The sequence below is a fragment of the Cryobacterium sp. Hh11 genome (assembly GCF_004404045.1).
Classification (GTDB): domain Bacteria; phylum Actinomycetota; class Actinomycetes; order Actinomycetales; family Microbacteriaceae; genus Cryobacterium; species Cryobacterium levicorallinum.
Genome location: NZ_SOHF01000025.1, coordinates 55,451 through 69,906, shown reverse-complemented (window position 1 = coordinate 69,906; position 14,456 = coordinate 55,451). Strand labels below are relative to the sequence as shown.

The following is a 14,456-nucleotide window of genomic DNA, read 5'->3' as shown; positions in this document are numbered from 1 at the left end:
CGATGACAGGGACCCAGACAGCGGGTCAAATCCGCAGATGCGGTGCTATCGTGCAATTCATGACGCAATATCGGATTAGTGAGGCCGCCGAGCTGCTCGGCGTTAGTGACGACACCGTGCGCCGCTGGGTCGACGGTGGCCGTCTCGTGGCGGATGCCGATGCATCCGGTCGCCTCGCGGTTGATGGAGCGGCGCTCGCCGCCTTCGCCGTCGACCAGGCGAGCACCCCGGCAGACCCGTCGAGCGTGGGCCGCAGCGCCCGCAACCGCTTCGTCGGCATCGTCACCGCCATCACCATGGACACGGTCATGGCCCAGGTTGAGCTGCAGTGTGGCCCACACCGCGTCGTCTCGCTCATGTCGAGCGAGGCCGTGCGCGAACTCGGGCTCGAGGTCGGGTCGCTCAGCGTCGCCGTGATCAAGGCCACCAATGTGATCGTCGAAACTCCGGGACGGATGCCGTGACCCGCCTCCCCCAGACCCTCGTCGTTCTGGCCGTGCTCGCCCTGGCCCTCACCGGTTGTGCACCCTCGACCGCCACAGATACCGGGGCAACCGACTCGGCTGCCGCGGGCACTGAGCTTGAGCCCCAGACCCTCAGCGTCTATGCCGCCGCGTCGCTCACCGGCGCTTTCGACGAACTCGCGACACTGCTCGAGCAGCAGAATCCGGCCGTCGATGTGCAGCTCACCTACGACGGATCTTCCACCCTCGCCACCCAGATCGCCGCCGGCGCCCCGGCCGACGTGTTCGCGAGCGCCGACCAGAAGAACCTGCAGCCGCTGGCCGACGACGGGCTCGTCGGCCCGGCCACCGTGTTCGCCGGCAACACCCTGCGCATCGCGGTCGCCCCGGGCAACCCGCTGCAGATCGACACCCTCGAAGATCTGGCCCGCCCCGGCGTGATCACCGTGCTGTGCGCGGCGCAGGTGCCGTGCGGTGCGGCATCCGCTGCCCTGCTCGCCAACGCCGGTGTCACTCTCACGCCCGCCAGCGAGGAACAGAATGTGACGGCCGTCGTTACCAAAATCGCCGGCGGCGAAGCGGATGCGGGCCTCGTCTACGCGACGGATGTCGCCGCCAACCCCGGCCGCATCGACGGCCGGACCCCGGCCGGAGCCGACGCGGTCATCGGGCACTATCCGATCGCGGTCGTGGCGGGCAGCGCGCACGCCGACGCGGCCCAAGCTTTCGTTGACCTCGTGCTCTCGCCGGCGGGGCAGTCCGTGCTCGCCGCCCACGGATTTCTCGCCCCGTGAGCGTTTCATGCCGACCGGGCCTGGGCCCGGAAACCGGGCCCAGGATAGAACATGGGCCCACCGACCGGGCCCGGGCCCGGAACGGGAGAAACCTCCCGCGGCACATCGCAGGCTGCGACGAAACGGCTACCGTTCGCGGATGCGGGATCGCCCGCCTGGGCCCACCTTATGCAACCGGGCCCATGATCGAACATGGGCCCGCTTTCCGGGCCCGGGCCCGGGAAGCAATGCTCAGACACGTCACGCTTTCTGGCTCGAGCACCGGGCACGGTCGCGCATGATTCCGCGCCTGCTCTACCTGCCCGCGAGCATCGGCCTTGGACTGCTCGTGCTGCCGCTCGCCGGTCTGCTGTTCAAGGTCGACTGGCCCGGCCTCCCCTCCCTGCTCCTCTCACCGGAAGCCCTGCAGCCGCTGGGACTGTCGCTCGCGACGGCATCCGTTTCGACGCTGCTCTGCCTGCTGTTCGGCGTGCCGCTCGCCGTCGTTATCGCGCGCAGCAAGCCGCGCGTCGCCGGCCTGTTGCGCGCACTCGTGACCGTGCCGCTCGTGCTGCCGCCATTGGTCGGCGGCATCGCGCTGCTCTCCCTGCTCGGACGCGGCGGCGTGCTCGGCAGCACCCTCGAACTGGTCGGGCTGCGCATTCCGTTCACGACCGCGGCCGTCGTCCTCGCGCAGACCTTCGTGGCCCTGCCATTTCTCGTGATCGCCGTCGAGGGCGCGCTGCGCACCGCCGGCACCCGTTTCGAACGGGTCGCCGCGACCCTCGGCGCCCATCGTGGCACCGTCTTCGCCCGCATTACGCTGCCGCTTGTCGGCCCCGGACTACTCGCCGGCACCGTTTTGAGCTTCGCTCGCGCCCTCGGCGAATTTGGCGCGACCGCCCTATTCGCCGGCAACCAGGCCGGAGTCACCCGCACCATGCCGCTCGCCATCTACACCGCCTTCAACGGCTCGGGCGTCACGACCGACCAGGCCGTCGCCCTGTCGCTGCTGCTGATCGCGGTCGCCGTGATCATTCTCGTGCTGGTCGGAACCCGCCGAGCGAGCGTACTGTCGTGACCGCCGCCCTCTGCCAAGACGCCGCCACCGCAGTTCTCGCTGCGAACCTGCAGCTCACCCGAGGCTCGTTCACCCTCGATGTGCAACTCACGCTCGCGCCCGGCGAGGTGCTGGCCCTGCTCGGCCCGAACGGCTCGGGCAAATCGACGGTGCTCGACCTGCTCGCCGGACTCGCCACCCCCGACACCGGAACCGTCACCCTCGATGGTGTGACCCTCACCGCGTCCGGCCGGCTCGTGGCCCCCGAAAATCGCGCTATCGGCCTGCTCGGACAAGAGCCCTTGCTCTTTCCGCACCTGAGCGCCCGGGCCAACGTGGCCTTCGCGCTCCGGGTCGGCGGAGCGCGACTGAAGACCGCCGAGGCTCGGGTGCAGGCCGACCGCTGGCTCGATCGGGTCGGGCTGGCCGGCCTCGGCAGCAGCTTGCCGGGCGCCCTCTCCGGCGGGCAGCAGCAGCGCGTCGCCCTCGCCCGAGCCCTCGCGGCCGGCCCGCGAGTGCTCCTGCTCGACGAGCCGATGGCTGCCCTCGACGCGGAAACAGCACCGTTCATCCGGCAACTCATCCGCGAGCAGCTTAGCGAAACGGGCACGAGCGCCATCATCGTCACCCACGACATCGTCGACGCCGTCGTGCTCGCCCACCGCGTCGCCGTGCTGCACCACGGCGCGCTCATCGACGAAGGCACGACCGCAGCGGTACTCGCGGCCCCGCAAAACCCCTTCGTTGCGGCGCTCGCCGGCGTCAATCTCGTGGTGGGCACCGCGCAGAACGGCGGGGTCGTCGCCCCAGACGGCCGCACATTCTGGGTGCGCCCAGCGGATGCCGCAGCTCTGTCGCCCATAACTCCCGCCTCTGCAACCCCCGGCGCAGAAGCCGCCGCGGCCGTCTTTCGCCCGGCATCCGTTGTCGTGCACACGGAACAGCCCCGTCACGCGAGCCCCCGCAACGTCTGGTCGGCCCGGGTCACCGGCATTGAGCCGGGCACCGGCGGGGTGCGCCTGCGCACGAGCGGCGACCCCGAGATCATCGCAGAACTCACCCCCGCCGCGGTTGCCGACCTCGGCCTGCAGGTGGGCTTGACGGTCTGGCTTTCGGTCAAGGCCACCGATGTGAGTGCCTACCGTCGCTAACGTTACATTCCGGACACCAGGGACGGCGATCAACGATGAGAAAAGAGTAGGTCAGTGCTCCTAGGTATTTCAAGATGATGTGCCAAGGAGCGTCAACGTTGACGTGGCGACCAGCCAAGGACCCTCGGGCGTTCACTGTGTTCAAGAAAAGCTGATCGGGGCCGCGCCGATCGCTCCTTTGTCATCATTTTCCTTCGGCGGTGAAGGCAAGAGCACGACGAGCGCCAACCTGGACATCGCCCTGTCTGACGCGGAAGCTCGCGTTCTGCTCGTCGACGCCAACCTGCGTCGCCCGAAGATCGCCGAATACATGAACGTCGAGGGCGCTGTCGGCTTCACCAATGTTCGCCAGCGAAGCGGATGCGACGGCATCTGGCCACCCACCGCCCCCTGCCCCAGCCCCGCCCGGATACACCTGTCAGGCCACCCTCACCGTTTTTGGGCAGTAGCCGCCTTTTATCCCGCCACCCATGTGAAATCACTGCTGTCTCGCACGCACAAAACGGGAGCGAGTCGAACCGACTCCACGGCGTCTCCGTTCAGCACGCCGAGGAGCAACTTCACGGCGACCCGGCCGATGTCGAGCATCGGTGATCGCACCGACGACAGCGCGATGGGCAGTTGCGCTGCCAGCGACGTGTCATTGAATCCGACAATTGCCAGATCGCGGCCCACGTGCAATCCGTGAGAATTTGCCGCGCCCATGGCGCCGATGGCCGCGAAGTCGTTGACCGCGAAGATCGCACTGGGGCGACGATGTGTGCCTCGCAGAATGCTATCCGCTGCGGTGTGCCCGCCCGTTGTGTCGAAGCGCGACCACACGATGGCGCCCTCGGGGATCGTTCCGCCGAGCGCGCGAAACCGGGAGACAAAGCCGTGCGTGCGATCGACTGCAGTACTGGCATAGGGTTCACCAGCGATGATGGAAACGTCGCGGTGGCCCTGGTCCCACAGGTGCTGCGCCACCAGAGCTCCGCCCAGGGTGTCATCGCAGGTGGCTGACGCAAAACCGGCAATGGCGCGGTTCATGAGCACGAAAGGCACCTTGCGTTCGGTGAGCTCGTCGAGAATATTGCCGTCAAGGTGAGCGTCACCGATGATGAGTCCGTCTACTCGCCGAGACAGCATGATTTCCATCTTGCGCCGCTGTATCAATGTATCGTCACGAGAGTTCATGACGAATGTGGAGTAGTTGGCGTCGTCGGCTGCCTCGTCGATTCCTTCGTACATAACCGCAAGCACGAGGTCGGAAAGACGCGGAACGATAACTCCGAGAAGATGCGTGCGCCGCGTGCGCAGGCTCGTGGCCTGGGGGTCGGGGGAGTAGCCCACCTTCTTGGCGAGGTCACGCACACGTTGGGCCGTGACCGGCGCGGCGGCGCCGCGTGCCGTGTCAGCTTTCCCGTGCAGGATCCGTGACACGGTCGACGGGTGCAGGCCGAGTTCGGCGGCCAGATCTTTCAGGGTGACGGACCCCGGTCTGATGCCTGTCATTTCGCTGTCTCCAGTTTCCGTTATCCGAGAAAGCCGGATACGAAGCTTGACTTGCTTGTGGATCTCATTCTATAGTTTTACCACCTCACTACCCAAACGATTGGGTAGTGAACGTTACGTACCCGCAATGACGCGTGCAGTCGGCCGAAACATTGGGTATTTACTCTTGCATCAAGAAACCCAATCGTTTGGGTACCGACCTCCGGAGAAAATAATGACAGATCGTGCCGGCACCCACGTGGTGTTGCTGGCGACCGGTGGAACCATTTCGTCGCGCGCCCGCTCTGCGGAAGGCGGCGCCGCGGTTGCCGCCGACGCCGGTGCAGAAGTTCTCGGCGGTCTGGCCACAGCCCCGGCCTACCCCGTGCGGGTCGTCGACGTCGCCTGTGAGGGGTCCTACCTGCTCACTCTCGTCGACATGATCGCGATCTGCGCGCAGATCAAGATTGCCCTCGCCGACCCATCGGTGCGGGGGGTCGTCGTCACGCACGGCACTGACACGATGGAAGAGACCGCCTACCTGGCCGACCTCACCCACGACCACGTAAGCCCGGTGGTCTTCACCGGGGCGCAGAAATCCGCCGACGCCGCTGACCCCGACGGTCCCGGCAACCTCGCCGATGCCATCGCGGTCGCTGGATCACCCGCGGCAGCAGACCTCGGCGTGTTGATCGTTTTCGCCGGCGAGATATTCCCCGCCCGCGGCGTGCGCAAGACACAGACCTTCGCGCTCCATGCCTTCACCAACCCCGACTTTGGCTCGGCCGGTTTCCTGACCGCCACCGGTGACGTCGTAATCACCCGCCAGGACCAGCGGATGCCCCCGCTCCCGCTCCCGCCGCTCCCTCCCCGCCAGGCCAGACGCGTCGACGTGGTGTCTGCCTATCCGGGGGCGGACGGAATCTTGCTGCAGGCATCCGTGGCTGCCGGGGCCAGCGGAATCGTGTTGCAAGCGACGGGAAGTGGCAACGGCAACCCCGCCCTGTGCGTCGCCGTCGCCGCCGCCGCCGCGGCCGGCACCGTCGTGGTGACGAGCACCCGGGTGAGTGCCGGCCCGGTCATCCCGGTCTACGGCGCCGGCGGAGGACGAGACCTCGTCGCGGCCGGTGCCATCCCCACTGGCCTGCTGCGGCCCTCGCAATCGCTGATTTTGCTCAGCCTTCTGCTGCAGCTCGATCGCAACCATGATGAGATCGCCGACGCGTTTGCCCTGTACGGGGCAGCCACCACCGAGTCCGCCCAAATTTGTTAGTGCAACGAAAGGCACAGATATGAAAAAAGATATCCAGATTGCATTTGGAGTAGACGTCGACGCTGTCGCCGGCATGCTCGGTTCCTACGGCGGCGAAGATTCCCCGTGCGACATCTCCCGCGGCATGTTCAGCGGCGAGGTCGGTGGGCCGCGTCTTATTCGCCTGTTCGACAAGTACGACTTGCCCGCTACCTGGTTCGTTCCAGGGCACTCCATCGAGACCTTTCCCGAGCTCACCCGCATGATCGTTGCCGCGGGCCACGAGATGGGCGTGCACGGCTACTCCCACGAGAACCCGATCGCGATGACCCGCGAACAGGAGACCACGATCCTGGACCGATCCATCGAACTGATCGAAAACGTCTCCGGACGCCGCCCCACTGGGTATGTCGCCCCGTGGTGGGAATTCTCGTCGGTGACGAACGAAATTCTTCTCGAACGCGGCATTAAGTACGACCACTCGCTCATGCACAAGGACTTCGAGCCGTACTACGTGCGCGTCGGTGACAGCTGGAAAAAGATCGACTACGCCCAGAACGCCCAGACCTGGATGGAGCCGCTCGTGCGCGGCACCGAGACCGACCTGGTCGAGATTCCCGCCAACTGGTACCTCGATGACCTGCCGCCGATGATGTTCATCAAGGCCGCCCCGAACTCGCACGGTTTCGTGAATCCGCGCGATATCGAGCAGATGTGGAAAGACCAGTTCGACTGGGTCTACCGCGAAATGGATCAGGCCGTCTTCACGATGACGATCCACCCCGACGTCTCCGGACGCCCGCAAGTGCTCCTCATGCTCGAGCGCCTCATCGAGCATTTCAACTCCCACGAAGGCGTCAGCTGGAACACCTTCGACCAGATTGCAGATTCATTCCTCGCCCGTTCCCCCCGAAAGGTTCCCTCCGCATGAAACTGAAATCCCCCACCCTCGATCTCACGGCGGCGACCGTCAACGAGAAACGTCGCTTTCCCGCCTTCACCGTGAAGCAGACCCGCACTGCCACGATTCTGGCGCTGTTGGCCTGGACCGTTGCCGTCTTCGACTACGGCCTGTTCGGCACGCTCCTTCCCGCCATGCAGGAATCCTTCGGCTGGACCGCGCCGGAAGCCTACGCGATCAACACCTGGATCGCCGTGGGCACCGCGATCGTCTGCTTCGGCGTCGGCCCGGTCATCGACCGCCTCGGACGACGCAAGGGCATGATGGTCACCGTCGGTGGCACGGCCATCGTCTCCGGCCTCACCGCCATCATCCCCACCGGAATGGCCTTCCTCAGCAGTGGGTTGCTCGTGATCGTTCGATCATTTGGCGGGCTGGGCTTCTCCGAGCAGGCCGTCAACGCGACCTACATGAACGAGGTCTACCAGGTCACCGAAGACGAGAAGAAGCGCAAGCGCCCGGGCCTGAGCTACTCCTTTATTCAGGGCGGCTGGCCGCTCGGCTTTCTGCTCGCCAGTGCGCTCGCCCTGGCTTTTCTTCCGACCTTCGGCTGGCGTGCACTGTATTTGATGGCCACCATCCCCGCAGCGCTCATCGTATGGGCCATCGCACGCAAGCTCAAAGAAACTCCCCAGTTCGAGCTGCACAGTGAACTCACCCGCCTCGACAAGGCTGGGCGCACCGAAGAAGCCCACCTGCTCGCCGGGTCGTACGGCGTCGAGCACTCCTCGACCGCACCACTCAAGCTCATCTGGGAGCCGAAGCTGCGCCGCAACACGATCGTGTTCTCGCTCGCCTGGATCTTCAACTTCTTTGGCATCATGATCTTCAGCATTCTGGGAAGCTCCGTTCTTAAGAACGCGAAGGGCGTCGAACTCTCCGATGCCTTCTGGATGCTCATCATCATCAACGCCCTGGCCTACTTCGGCTACGTGTTCCACGGGTGGCTCGGCGACAAGATCGGCCGCAAGCGCACCATCATCAGCGGCTGGATCCTCGCGTCGGTCGCCTTCACCATCATGTTGAGTCCCCTCGCGAACAGCCCCGTGACCATCGTGGCGAGCTTCGGCGCTGGCCTGTTCTTTCTGGTGGGCCCGTACGCAGCTATTCAGTACTTCATGGCCGAGTGCTACCCGGTGAGCTGCCGCGCCACCGGCACCGCGTTCATTGGCGCGATGAGCCAGCCCGGCATCGTCCTTGGCGGCGCGCTGTTCACCGCCGTCGCCGCCGGATCCAACACGGGAACCGCCGCGCTCTGGGTCGGTGCCCTCGGTACCCTCATCTCGGGTGTGCTCATGTTCGCCGCCAAACCCATGGCCGAAGCTCCCCTCGCTGTCGCACCGGAAAACGAGCTGAAAGCCCAGCGTGCCTAAATCCCGCGTCGCAATAATTACCGGAGCCGCCAGCGGTATCGGTCGGGCCCTCGCCGTGCACTATGCCGGCGAGGGGGTGCGCAGCGTCATCGGCACTTTTCCGGGTGACCCGCACGACCCGCAGGAAACACTGCGGCTGGTGCGCGCCGCCGGTGGCGAAGCCGTCGTGCACGAAGTTGACGTGCGCAGCACGGCATCCGTTGACGCTTTCGCCCAACGAGCGGTCGACGAGTACGGCCGCCTCGACTACGCCGTCGCCAACGCGGGCATTCTTCGTCATGCATCCCTCGCCGACATGACGGATGCCCGGTGGACCGACATGCTCGATGTCGACCTCACTGGTGTCCTGCGCACACTGCGTGCCGGAGCGGAACGCATGACCGAGGGCGGCGCCATGGTGGCGGTGTCCTCGATCGCTGGCGCGGTCTACGGGTGGGAGGGTCATGCCCACTACGCGGCGGCGAAAGCCGGCGTGCTCGGTTTGATTCGCAGTGTGGCTGTTGAACTGGGGCCGCAGGGCATCCGGGCCAATGCGGTCATTCCCGGTCTCATCGAAACTCCGCAGTCACTCGACCCGGTCAATTCGCTGGGACCGGACGGCCTCGCCCGAGCCGGCAAGGACATCCCCTGGGGTCGGGTGGGTACGCCGGCAGAAGTGGCCAGTGTTATCGCGTTTCTCACTTCTTCGCAGGCCGGGTACGTCACCGGGCAGTCCCTCATCGTTGATGGCGGACTCACCGTGAAAATGCGCGCCTAGATATGGAACAGAAATGACCCTGCACCATCGCGCGTCCACCGGCCGCGGAGTCGTCGTCACCGGCGGCAGTAGTGGAATCGGGCGGGCGATCGCCGAAGCATTTGTCGCAAACGGTGACCGCGTGGTCGTACTCGATCGCGCGGGCACCGACATTGACGCGATCAACGTCGACGTGTCGCAGGAAGACAGCGTGCGCACGGCCTTCGCGACCGCTCGCCAACGGCTTGGAACCATTGACGTTCTGGTGAACAGTGCCGGTCTGCTCACCGAGTCACCACTGCAAAACATGACACTCGCCATGTGGAACGAGACTCTCTCGGTCGACCTCACCGGGGTGTTCCTGTGCTGCCGGGAGGTGGTGGGGGAGATGCGCCAACAGAAATGGGGCCGCATCATCAATATCGCTTCCCAGCTCGGCATCAAGGGCGGCACCGGCCTGAGCCACTATTCGGCGGCCAAGGCCGGGGTCGTGGCGCTGACTAAATCGCTGGCGCTCGAAGTTGCCAGCGACAACGTGCTCGTCAACAGCATCGCTCCCGGCCCGATCGAGACCCCGCTGGTGCAGGGAATCTCCGAAGATTGGAAGATTGCCAAGCGCGCCGAATTGCCGCTTCGGCGTTTCGGCGTTGCGGCCGAAGTCGCCCCCACGGCGTTGCTGCTTGCGAGTGAGCCCGGAGGAAACCTCTATGTAGGGCAGACCCTCGGGCCCAACTCCGGCGACGTGATGCAGTAACTCGGGCCGTCAGGTCAGTCAGGAACCAGAAAATGTGCGGAGCATGCGGCACGACGGTCTACCCCGACCCGGTGATGGGCAACGAACACACCCTCAGAAATCGTATTCTGGTGGCGCAAACGGTGTCCGCCGTGTGTTCCAGCGTGCCCGGCGCACCCCGCATCGCGGCGCTCGCCGCTGGATGGTCGGTGACCAGCGCCACCGGCTCGATCTCGTTGTGCCACACCGTTGCTGACATCTGGCGCGCGCTCCCCGTCCGAAGTGCGTCGGTGCTGCAGCACGCGCTCGAGGCGAGGGCGCGCGCCGAAGGGTCCGTGGGCCTTTCGGCGCGCGTCGTTGCCCTCGGGCTCGACCTGACGCGGCAGCGCTTGCTCGTTGGCTCGCCTCGCTGATCGACGTTGCGACTAGCCCGAGCAACGCACCAGCCGCCGCGAGGGCGACCCCGCCCATCGCTGACGAGTGCGAGCTTCCCCTCGCTGGGCCACGCAAACCCGCGCCGCTCTCCTGATCTCCGGGCAGACGGCCCGAATAATAGGGCGGGGCGTTGTTTCTCAGGTGAGCCCGAGGCACGAAGCTTTAGGCTTCGCCACGCAAACTGGTGTCGTCGGAGGTGGCAACAACCCGCGGTTCAGCGGATGCGTATGAGTCCCGGCGGTATCGCGGAATAGCGCGGAGGTACGGTGGCAGAACGACTAAGGAGAGCCATGAACCCGTCCGAACTGCTCATCGAAGAGTTTTCCCGTATCCAGGGATACGTAGGTGCGACCCTGAAAAACGCGACCGTCGCCACCCTCACGTATCGAGCGGATGCCGACGCCAACACGATCGCCTGGCTCATCTGGCACCTGTCCCGCCTGCAGGACGACCACATCGCCGACCTGGCGGGCAGCGAGCAGGTGTACACCGGGCAGGGCTGGGCCGAACGATTCGACCTTCCGTTCGGGCCGACGGCCACCGGCTATGGCCACACCTCTGCCGAAGTCGGCACCGTTCGCGCCGATGCGGGCCTGCTCGGCGGCTACTACGACGCCGTGCACACCGCGACCCTCGCTTATCTGACCACCCTGAGCGCGGCGGACCTGGACCGGGTCGTCGACGAGTCCTGGACTCCCGCCGTCACCGTCGGCGTGCGCCTCGCGAGTGTGCTCTCCGACGACCTGCAGCACGCCGGCCAGGCAGCCTTCGTGCGCGGTCTCGCCGATCGCGCTGACGCCTGACCTGTCCGTCACCCAACACGCTGCAGTAAATCTTTGGCGGAGAATGGGGGATTCGAACCCCCGAGGGCTTTCACCCAACACGCTTTCCAAGCGTGCGCCATAGGCCACTAGGCGAATTCTCCTGGCCGCCGTTCAATAAAGCAACGGCACCACAGAATCTTACCTGTTTCCAGCGGATGCTGCCGCCACCCTCGGTTGGTGCAGTCTCGTCGCGTGCCCTAAACTGAGGGTCGGCTCCTCGCGTGGCGCCACCCAGGCCAATTCCCCCAGGACGGAAACGTAGCAAGGGTAACCGGGCTCTGGCGGGTGCGCGAGGAGTCTTTTTCATACCCACAGCGCAAGGGTACCCGGGGCTGTGTCCCTGTACCGAGGTGTGCGGGGAGTCTTTTTCATACCCACAGCGCAAGGGTACCCGGGGCTGTGCCCCTGTACCGAGGTGCGCGAGGAGTCCTTTTTGACCCCACCGGCATCCGCTTTCGCGTAATGAGCGTGAAATCCGCGTGAACGCTCGCGGGTCGGGACCTTTGGCCCTGCGCCGCGCTGCCACGGCTCAATAGGATTAAAGCAGCGCGGCTATGTCGCCGCACCACACTGCGGAGGACCAATGAGCCACGATTCCGGCACCATGCCCTGGCCCACACGCGCGCCGAAACCGCTCAGTGCAGCGGCGCTGGCTAGCATCGACGCCTGGTGGCGGGCCGCGAACTACCTCGCCGTCGGCCAGATCTACCTGCTCGGCAACGCCCTGCTCACCGAGCCGCTCACCCGCGATCACGTGAAGCCGCGCCTGCTCGGCCACTGGGGCACCACGCCCGGCCTCAACTTTCTCTACGCACACCTGAACCGCGCGATCGCCGAACGCAGCCAGAGCACCATCTACATCACCGGCCCCGGCCACGGCGGCCCCGGCATGGTCGCCAACGCCTACCTCGACGGCACCTACACCGAGGTCTACGCCGACATTGAGCAGAACGCTCAGGGCGTGCAGAAACTGTTTCGCCAGTTCTCCTTCCCTGGCGGCATCCCCAGCCACGCCTCGCCCGAGCTGCCCGGATCCATCCACGAGGGCGGCGAACTCGGCTACGCCCTGAGCCACGCCTACGGTGCAGCGTTCGACAATCCGAACCTGCTCGTGGCCGCGGTGGTCGGGGACGGCGAGGCCGAAACGGGCCCGCTCGCCACCAGCTGGCACTCCAACAAATTCATCGACCCGCTGCAGGACGGCGTAGTGCTGCCCATTTTGCACCTCAACGGGTACAAAATCGCCAACCCCACCGTGCTCGCCCGCATCCCCGAAGACGAGCTGCAGGACCTCATGCGCGGCTACGGTCACACTCCTTATCTGGTGAGCGGCGGCTTTGACGGTGAAGATCCGATGCTCGTGCACGCTCGCATGGCCGAGACTCTTGATGACGTGCTCAACCAGATCGCCGAGATCAAGGCTGCAGCCGCCCAGGCCGCCACCAACAACGAGGATTTCGCCCGCCCGCGCTGGCCGATGATCATCCTCCGCACCCCCAAGGGCTGGACCTGCCCCGCCCGTATCGACGGCGTGCACGTTGAGAACACCTGGCGGGCGCACCAGGTTCCGCTGAGTAACGCCCGCGACACCCCGGCGCACACTGCCCTATTAGAAAAGTGGATGCTCTCCTATCGCCCCGCAGACCTGTTCGACCCAGACGGTGCTCCCGTGAAACAGATCACTGACCTCGCCCCACAAGGCGACCTGCGCATGAGCGCCAACCCGATCGCCAACGGCGGACTACTGCGCCGCGACCTGCGCCTGCCCGACTTCCGTGATTTCGCCGTGGACGTGCCCGAGCCGGGTGCAACGCGCAGCGAGGCGACGCGCGTGCTGGGCGGCTACCTGGCCGAGGTCATCCGTTTAAATCCGGATAACTTTCGCATCTTCGGACCCGATGAAACCGCCTCGAACCGGCTCGCCCCGCCGGTCTACGAGGTCACCGACAAGCAGTGGAACGCCGAGATCCGGCCCGGCGACACCAACCTCGCCCGGGCCGGCCGCGTGATGGAGATGCTGAGCGAACACCAGTGCCAGGGCTGGCTCGAGGGCTACCTGCTCACCGGGCGGCACGGGCTGTTCAACTGCTACGAGGCGTTCATTCACATTGTGGATTCGATGTTCAACCAGCACGCCAAGTGGCTCAAGGTGACCGCCGAGATCCCGTGGCGGGCGCCGATCGCGAGCCTCAACTACCTGCTCAGCTCGCACGTCTGGCGGCAGGATCACAACGGGTTCAGCCACCAGGACCCCGGTTTCATCGACCACGTCGTCAACAAGAGCGCCGACGTGGTGCGGGTTTACCTGCCCTTCGACGCCAATACCCTGCTCAGCACCTACGACCACTGCCTGCGCAGCGTCAATTATGTGAACGTCGTCGTGGCGGGCAAGCAGCCGGCGCCGAACCTGCTCACCATGGACGAGGCCGTCGCACACTGCACCCGGGGCCTCGGCATCTTCGACTGGGCTGGCACCGAACTTGCCGGTCAGGAGCCGGATGTCGTGCTCGCCGCCGCCGGTGACGTGCCGACGCTCGAGGTGCTCGCCGCCGCCGAGATTCTGCGCGAGAACCTGCCCGAGCTCAAGGTTCGGGTCGTGAACGTCGTCGACCTGATGCGGCTGCAGTCGGCGGAGGACCACCCGCACGGCCTGAGCGACAGCGCCTTCGACGCCGTCTTCACGCCCGACAAGCCGATCATTTTCGCCTATCACGGGTATCCGTGGCTGATCCATCGGCTCACCTACAAGCGTCACGGCCACGACAACCTGCATGCCCGCGGCTACAAAGAGATCGGCACCACGACGACCCCGTTCGACATGGTCATGCTCAACGACCTCGATCGATATCACCTCGTCATGGACGTCATCGACCGCACCCCCGGCCTCGCCGCCCGCGCCGGCCTGCTCCGGCAGCGGATGCAGGACGCCCGCCTGGCCGCGCGCCAATACACCCGAGACCACGGCGAAGACGCTCCCGCCATCACCGACTGGTCCTGGTCTGCCCAAGCGGATGCCGCTCCCCGCGCCGCCTCGACCGGCAGCGACAATGTCTAACCCAGCACTGCTCCGGCCCCCACCCGCGCGCGGGACGCCACCCGTCGTTGGTCAAGTTTGACGACCGCCATCGCCCCGCGCTGGCCGTCTGCGGAACCCCGCCATCCGCGCAGGCTAACCCAGCTCGACCGCCATCGATCAACCCAAACTCGGTATAGCGTGGGTC

13 protein-coding genes, 1 tRNA gene, 1 other RNA gene and 1 pseudogene are annotated in these 14,456 nt (G+C 65.9%); 14 read left to right on the top strand and 2 right to left on the bottom strand.

What is annotated here, in order from left to right:
- The first annotated feature begins 2 nt into the window (after positions 1-2).
- The 5 genes and pseudogenes from E3T46_RS11450 to E3T46_RS11430 all read left to right on the top strand — a co-directional run.
- Positions 3-464, top strand: coding sequence for a TOBE domain-containing protein (locus E3T46_RS11450; protein ID WP_347232616.1), 462 nt, complete (start codon positions 3-5; stop codon positions 462-464).
- Positions 461-1,258, top strand: coding sequence for a molybdate ABC transporter substrate-binding protein (gene modA, locus E3T46_RS11445; RefSeq protein ID WP_134578654.1), 798 nt, complete (start codon positions 461-463; stop codon positions 1,256-1,258). Before E3T46_RS11450 ends, modA begins: the two co-directional genes overlap by 4 nt.
- A gap of 277 nt (positions 1,259-1,535) precedes the next feature.
- Positions 1,536-2,318 (top strand): ABC transporter permease, encoded by a 783-nt coding sequence (locus E3T46_RS11440; protein ID WP_134578653.1) that lies wholly within the window; start codon positions 1,536-1,538, stop codon positions 2,316-2,318.
- Positions 2,315-3,448, top strand: a complete 1,134-nt coding sequence (locus tag E3T46_RS11435; protein ID WP_134578652.1) for an ABC transporter ATP-binding protein — start codon at positions 2,315-2,317, stop codon at positions 3,446-3,448. The genes E3T46_RS11440 and E3T46_RS11435 overlap by 4 nt, the downstream gene beginning before the upstream one ends.
- A 171-nt stretch (positions 3,449-3,619) precedes the next feature.
- Positions 3,620-3,794 (top strand): annotated as a pseudogene (locus E3T46_RS11430) (P-loop NTPase); the annotation flags it as partial.
- A 110-nt stretch (positions 3,795-3,904) separates the two neighbouring features.
- On the opposite strand, the gene E3T46_RS11425 reads toward E3T46_RS11430, so the two are convergent.
- Positions 3,905-4,942, bottom strand: a complete 1,038-nt coding sequence (locus tag E3T46_RS11425) for a LacI family DNA-binding transcriptional regulator (RefSeq protein ID WP_134469651.1) — start codon at positions 4,940-4,942, stop codon at positions 3,905-3,907.
- A gap of 214 nt (positions 4,943-5,156) precedes the next feature.
- On the opposite strand from E3T46_RS11425, the gene E3T46_RS11420 reads away from it, so the two are divergent.
- The 7 genes from E3T46_RS11420 (at position 5,157) to E3T46_RS11390 (ending at position 11,214) form a co-directional block, all read left to right on the top strand.
- On the top strand, positions 5,157-6,194 hold the full coding sequence (locus E3T46_RS11420; RefSeq protein ID WP_166790257.1) for an asparaginase: 1,038 nt from the start codon (positions 5,157-5,159) through the stop codon (positions 6,192-6,194).
- Positions 6,195-6,213: 19 nt separating this feature from the next.
- Complete coding sequence (locus E3T46_RS11415) at positions 6,214-7,104, top strand: polysaccharide deacetylase (protein WP_134578651.1); 891 nt, start codon at positions 6,214-6,216, stop codon at positions 7,102-7,104.
- Positions 7,101-8,507, top strand: a complete 1,407-nt coding sequence (locus E3T46_RS11410; protein WP_134578650.1) for an MFS transporter — start codon at positions 7,101-7,103, stop codon at positions 8,505-8,507. Before E3T46_RS11415 ends, E3T46_RS11410 begins: the two co-directional genes overlap by 4 nt.
- The gene (locus E3T46_RS11405) at positions 8,500-9,264 is read left to right on the top strand and encodes an SDR family NAD(P)-dependent oxidoreductase (protein WP_134578649.1); all 765 of its coding nucleotides are present in this window, start codon (positions 8,500-8,502) and stop codon (positions 9,262-9,264) included. The genes E3T46_RS11410 and E3T46_RS11405 overlap by 8 nt, the downstream gene beginning before the upstream one ends.
- A gap of 13 nt (positions 9,265-9,277) precedes the next feature.
- Positions 9,278-9,997: an SDR family NAD(P)-dependent oxidoreductase gene (locus tag E3T46_RS11400; RefSeq protein WP_134578648.1), complete on the top strand. Its 720-nt coding sequence runs from the start codon at positions 9,278-9,280 to the stop codon at positions 9,995-9,997.
- A 32-nt stretch (positions 9,998-10,029) separates the two neighbouring features.
- Complete coding sequence (locus E3T46_RS11395) at positions 10,030-10,389, top strand: hypothetical protein (protein ID WP_134578647.1); 360 nt, start codon at positions 10,030-10,032, stop codon at positions 10,387-10,389.
- A 312-nt stretch (positions 10,390-10,701) separates the two neighbouring features.
- The gene (locus E3T46_RS11390) at positions 10,702-11,214 is read left to right on the top strand and encodes a DUF664 domain-containing protein (protein ID WP_134578646.1); all 513 of its coding nucleotides are present in this window, start codon (positions 10,702-10,704) and stop codon (positions 11,212-11,214) included.
- Positions 11,215-11,248: 34 nt separating this feature from the next.
- Here E3T46_RS11390 and E3T46_RS11385 read toward each other — a convergent pair.
- Positions 11,249-11,336 (bottom strand) — tRNA-Ser (locus tag E3T46_RS11385).
- Between the two features lie 107 nt (positions 11,337-11,443).
- On the opposite strand from E3T46_RS11385, the gene ffs reads away from it, so the two are divergent.
- Positions 11,444-11,540: signal recognition particle sRNA small type (gene ffs, locus E3T46_RS11380), an RNA gene on the top strand.
- 299 nt (positions 11,541-11,839) lie between these two features.
- On the top strand, positions 11,840-14,290 hold the full coding sequence (locus E3T46_RS11375) for a phosphoketolase family protein (RefSeq protein ID WP_241980704.1): 2,451 nt from the start codon (positions 11,840-11,842) through the stop codon (positions 14,288-14,290).
- Positions 14,291-14,456 lie beyond the last annotated feature (166 nt).

Coding starts and splice junctions, on each gene's coding strand:
- E3T46_RS11450 (WP_347232616.1), top strand. CDS start 3: ATGACAGGGACCCAGACAGCGGGTCAAATCCGCAGATGCGGTGCTATC.
- E3T46_RS11440 (WP_134578653.1), top strand. CDS start 1,536: ATGATTCCGCGCCTGCTCTACCTGCCCGCGAGCATCGGCCTTGGACTG.
- E3T46_RS11425 (WP_134469651.1), bottom strand. CDS start 4,942: ATGACAGGCATCAGACCGGGGTCCGTCACCCTGAAAGATCTGGCCGCC.
- E3T46_RS11420 (WP_166790257.1), top strand. CDS start 5,157: ATGACAGATCGTGCCGGCACCCACGTGGTGTTGCTGGCGACCGGTGGA.
- E3T46_RS11415 (WP_134578651.1), top strand. CDS start 6,214: ATGAAAAAAGATATCCAGATTGCATTTGGAGTAGACGTCGACGCTGTC.
- E3T46_RS11410 (WP_134578650.1), top strand. CDS start 7,101: ATGAAACTGAAATCCCCCACCCTCGATCTCACGGCGGCGACCGTCAAC.
- E3T46_RS11400 (WP_134578648.1), top strand. CDS start 9,278: ATGACCCTGCACCATCGCGCGTCCACCGGCCGCGGAGTCGTCGTCACC.
- E3T46_RS11395 (WP_134578647.1), top strand. CDS start 10,030: ATGTGCGGAGCATGCGGCACGACGGTCTACCCCGACCCGGTGATGGGC.
- E3T46_RS11390 (WP_134578646.1), top strand. CDS start 10,702: ATGAACCCGTCCGAACTGCTCATCGAAGAGTTTTCCCGTATCCAGGGA.
- E3T46_RS11375 (WP_241980704.1), top strand. CDS start 11,840: ATGCCCTGGCCCACACGCGCGCCGAAACCGCTCAGTGCAGCGGCGCTG.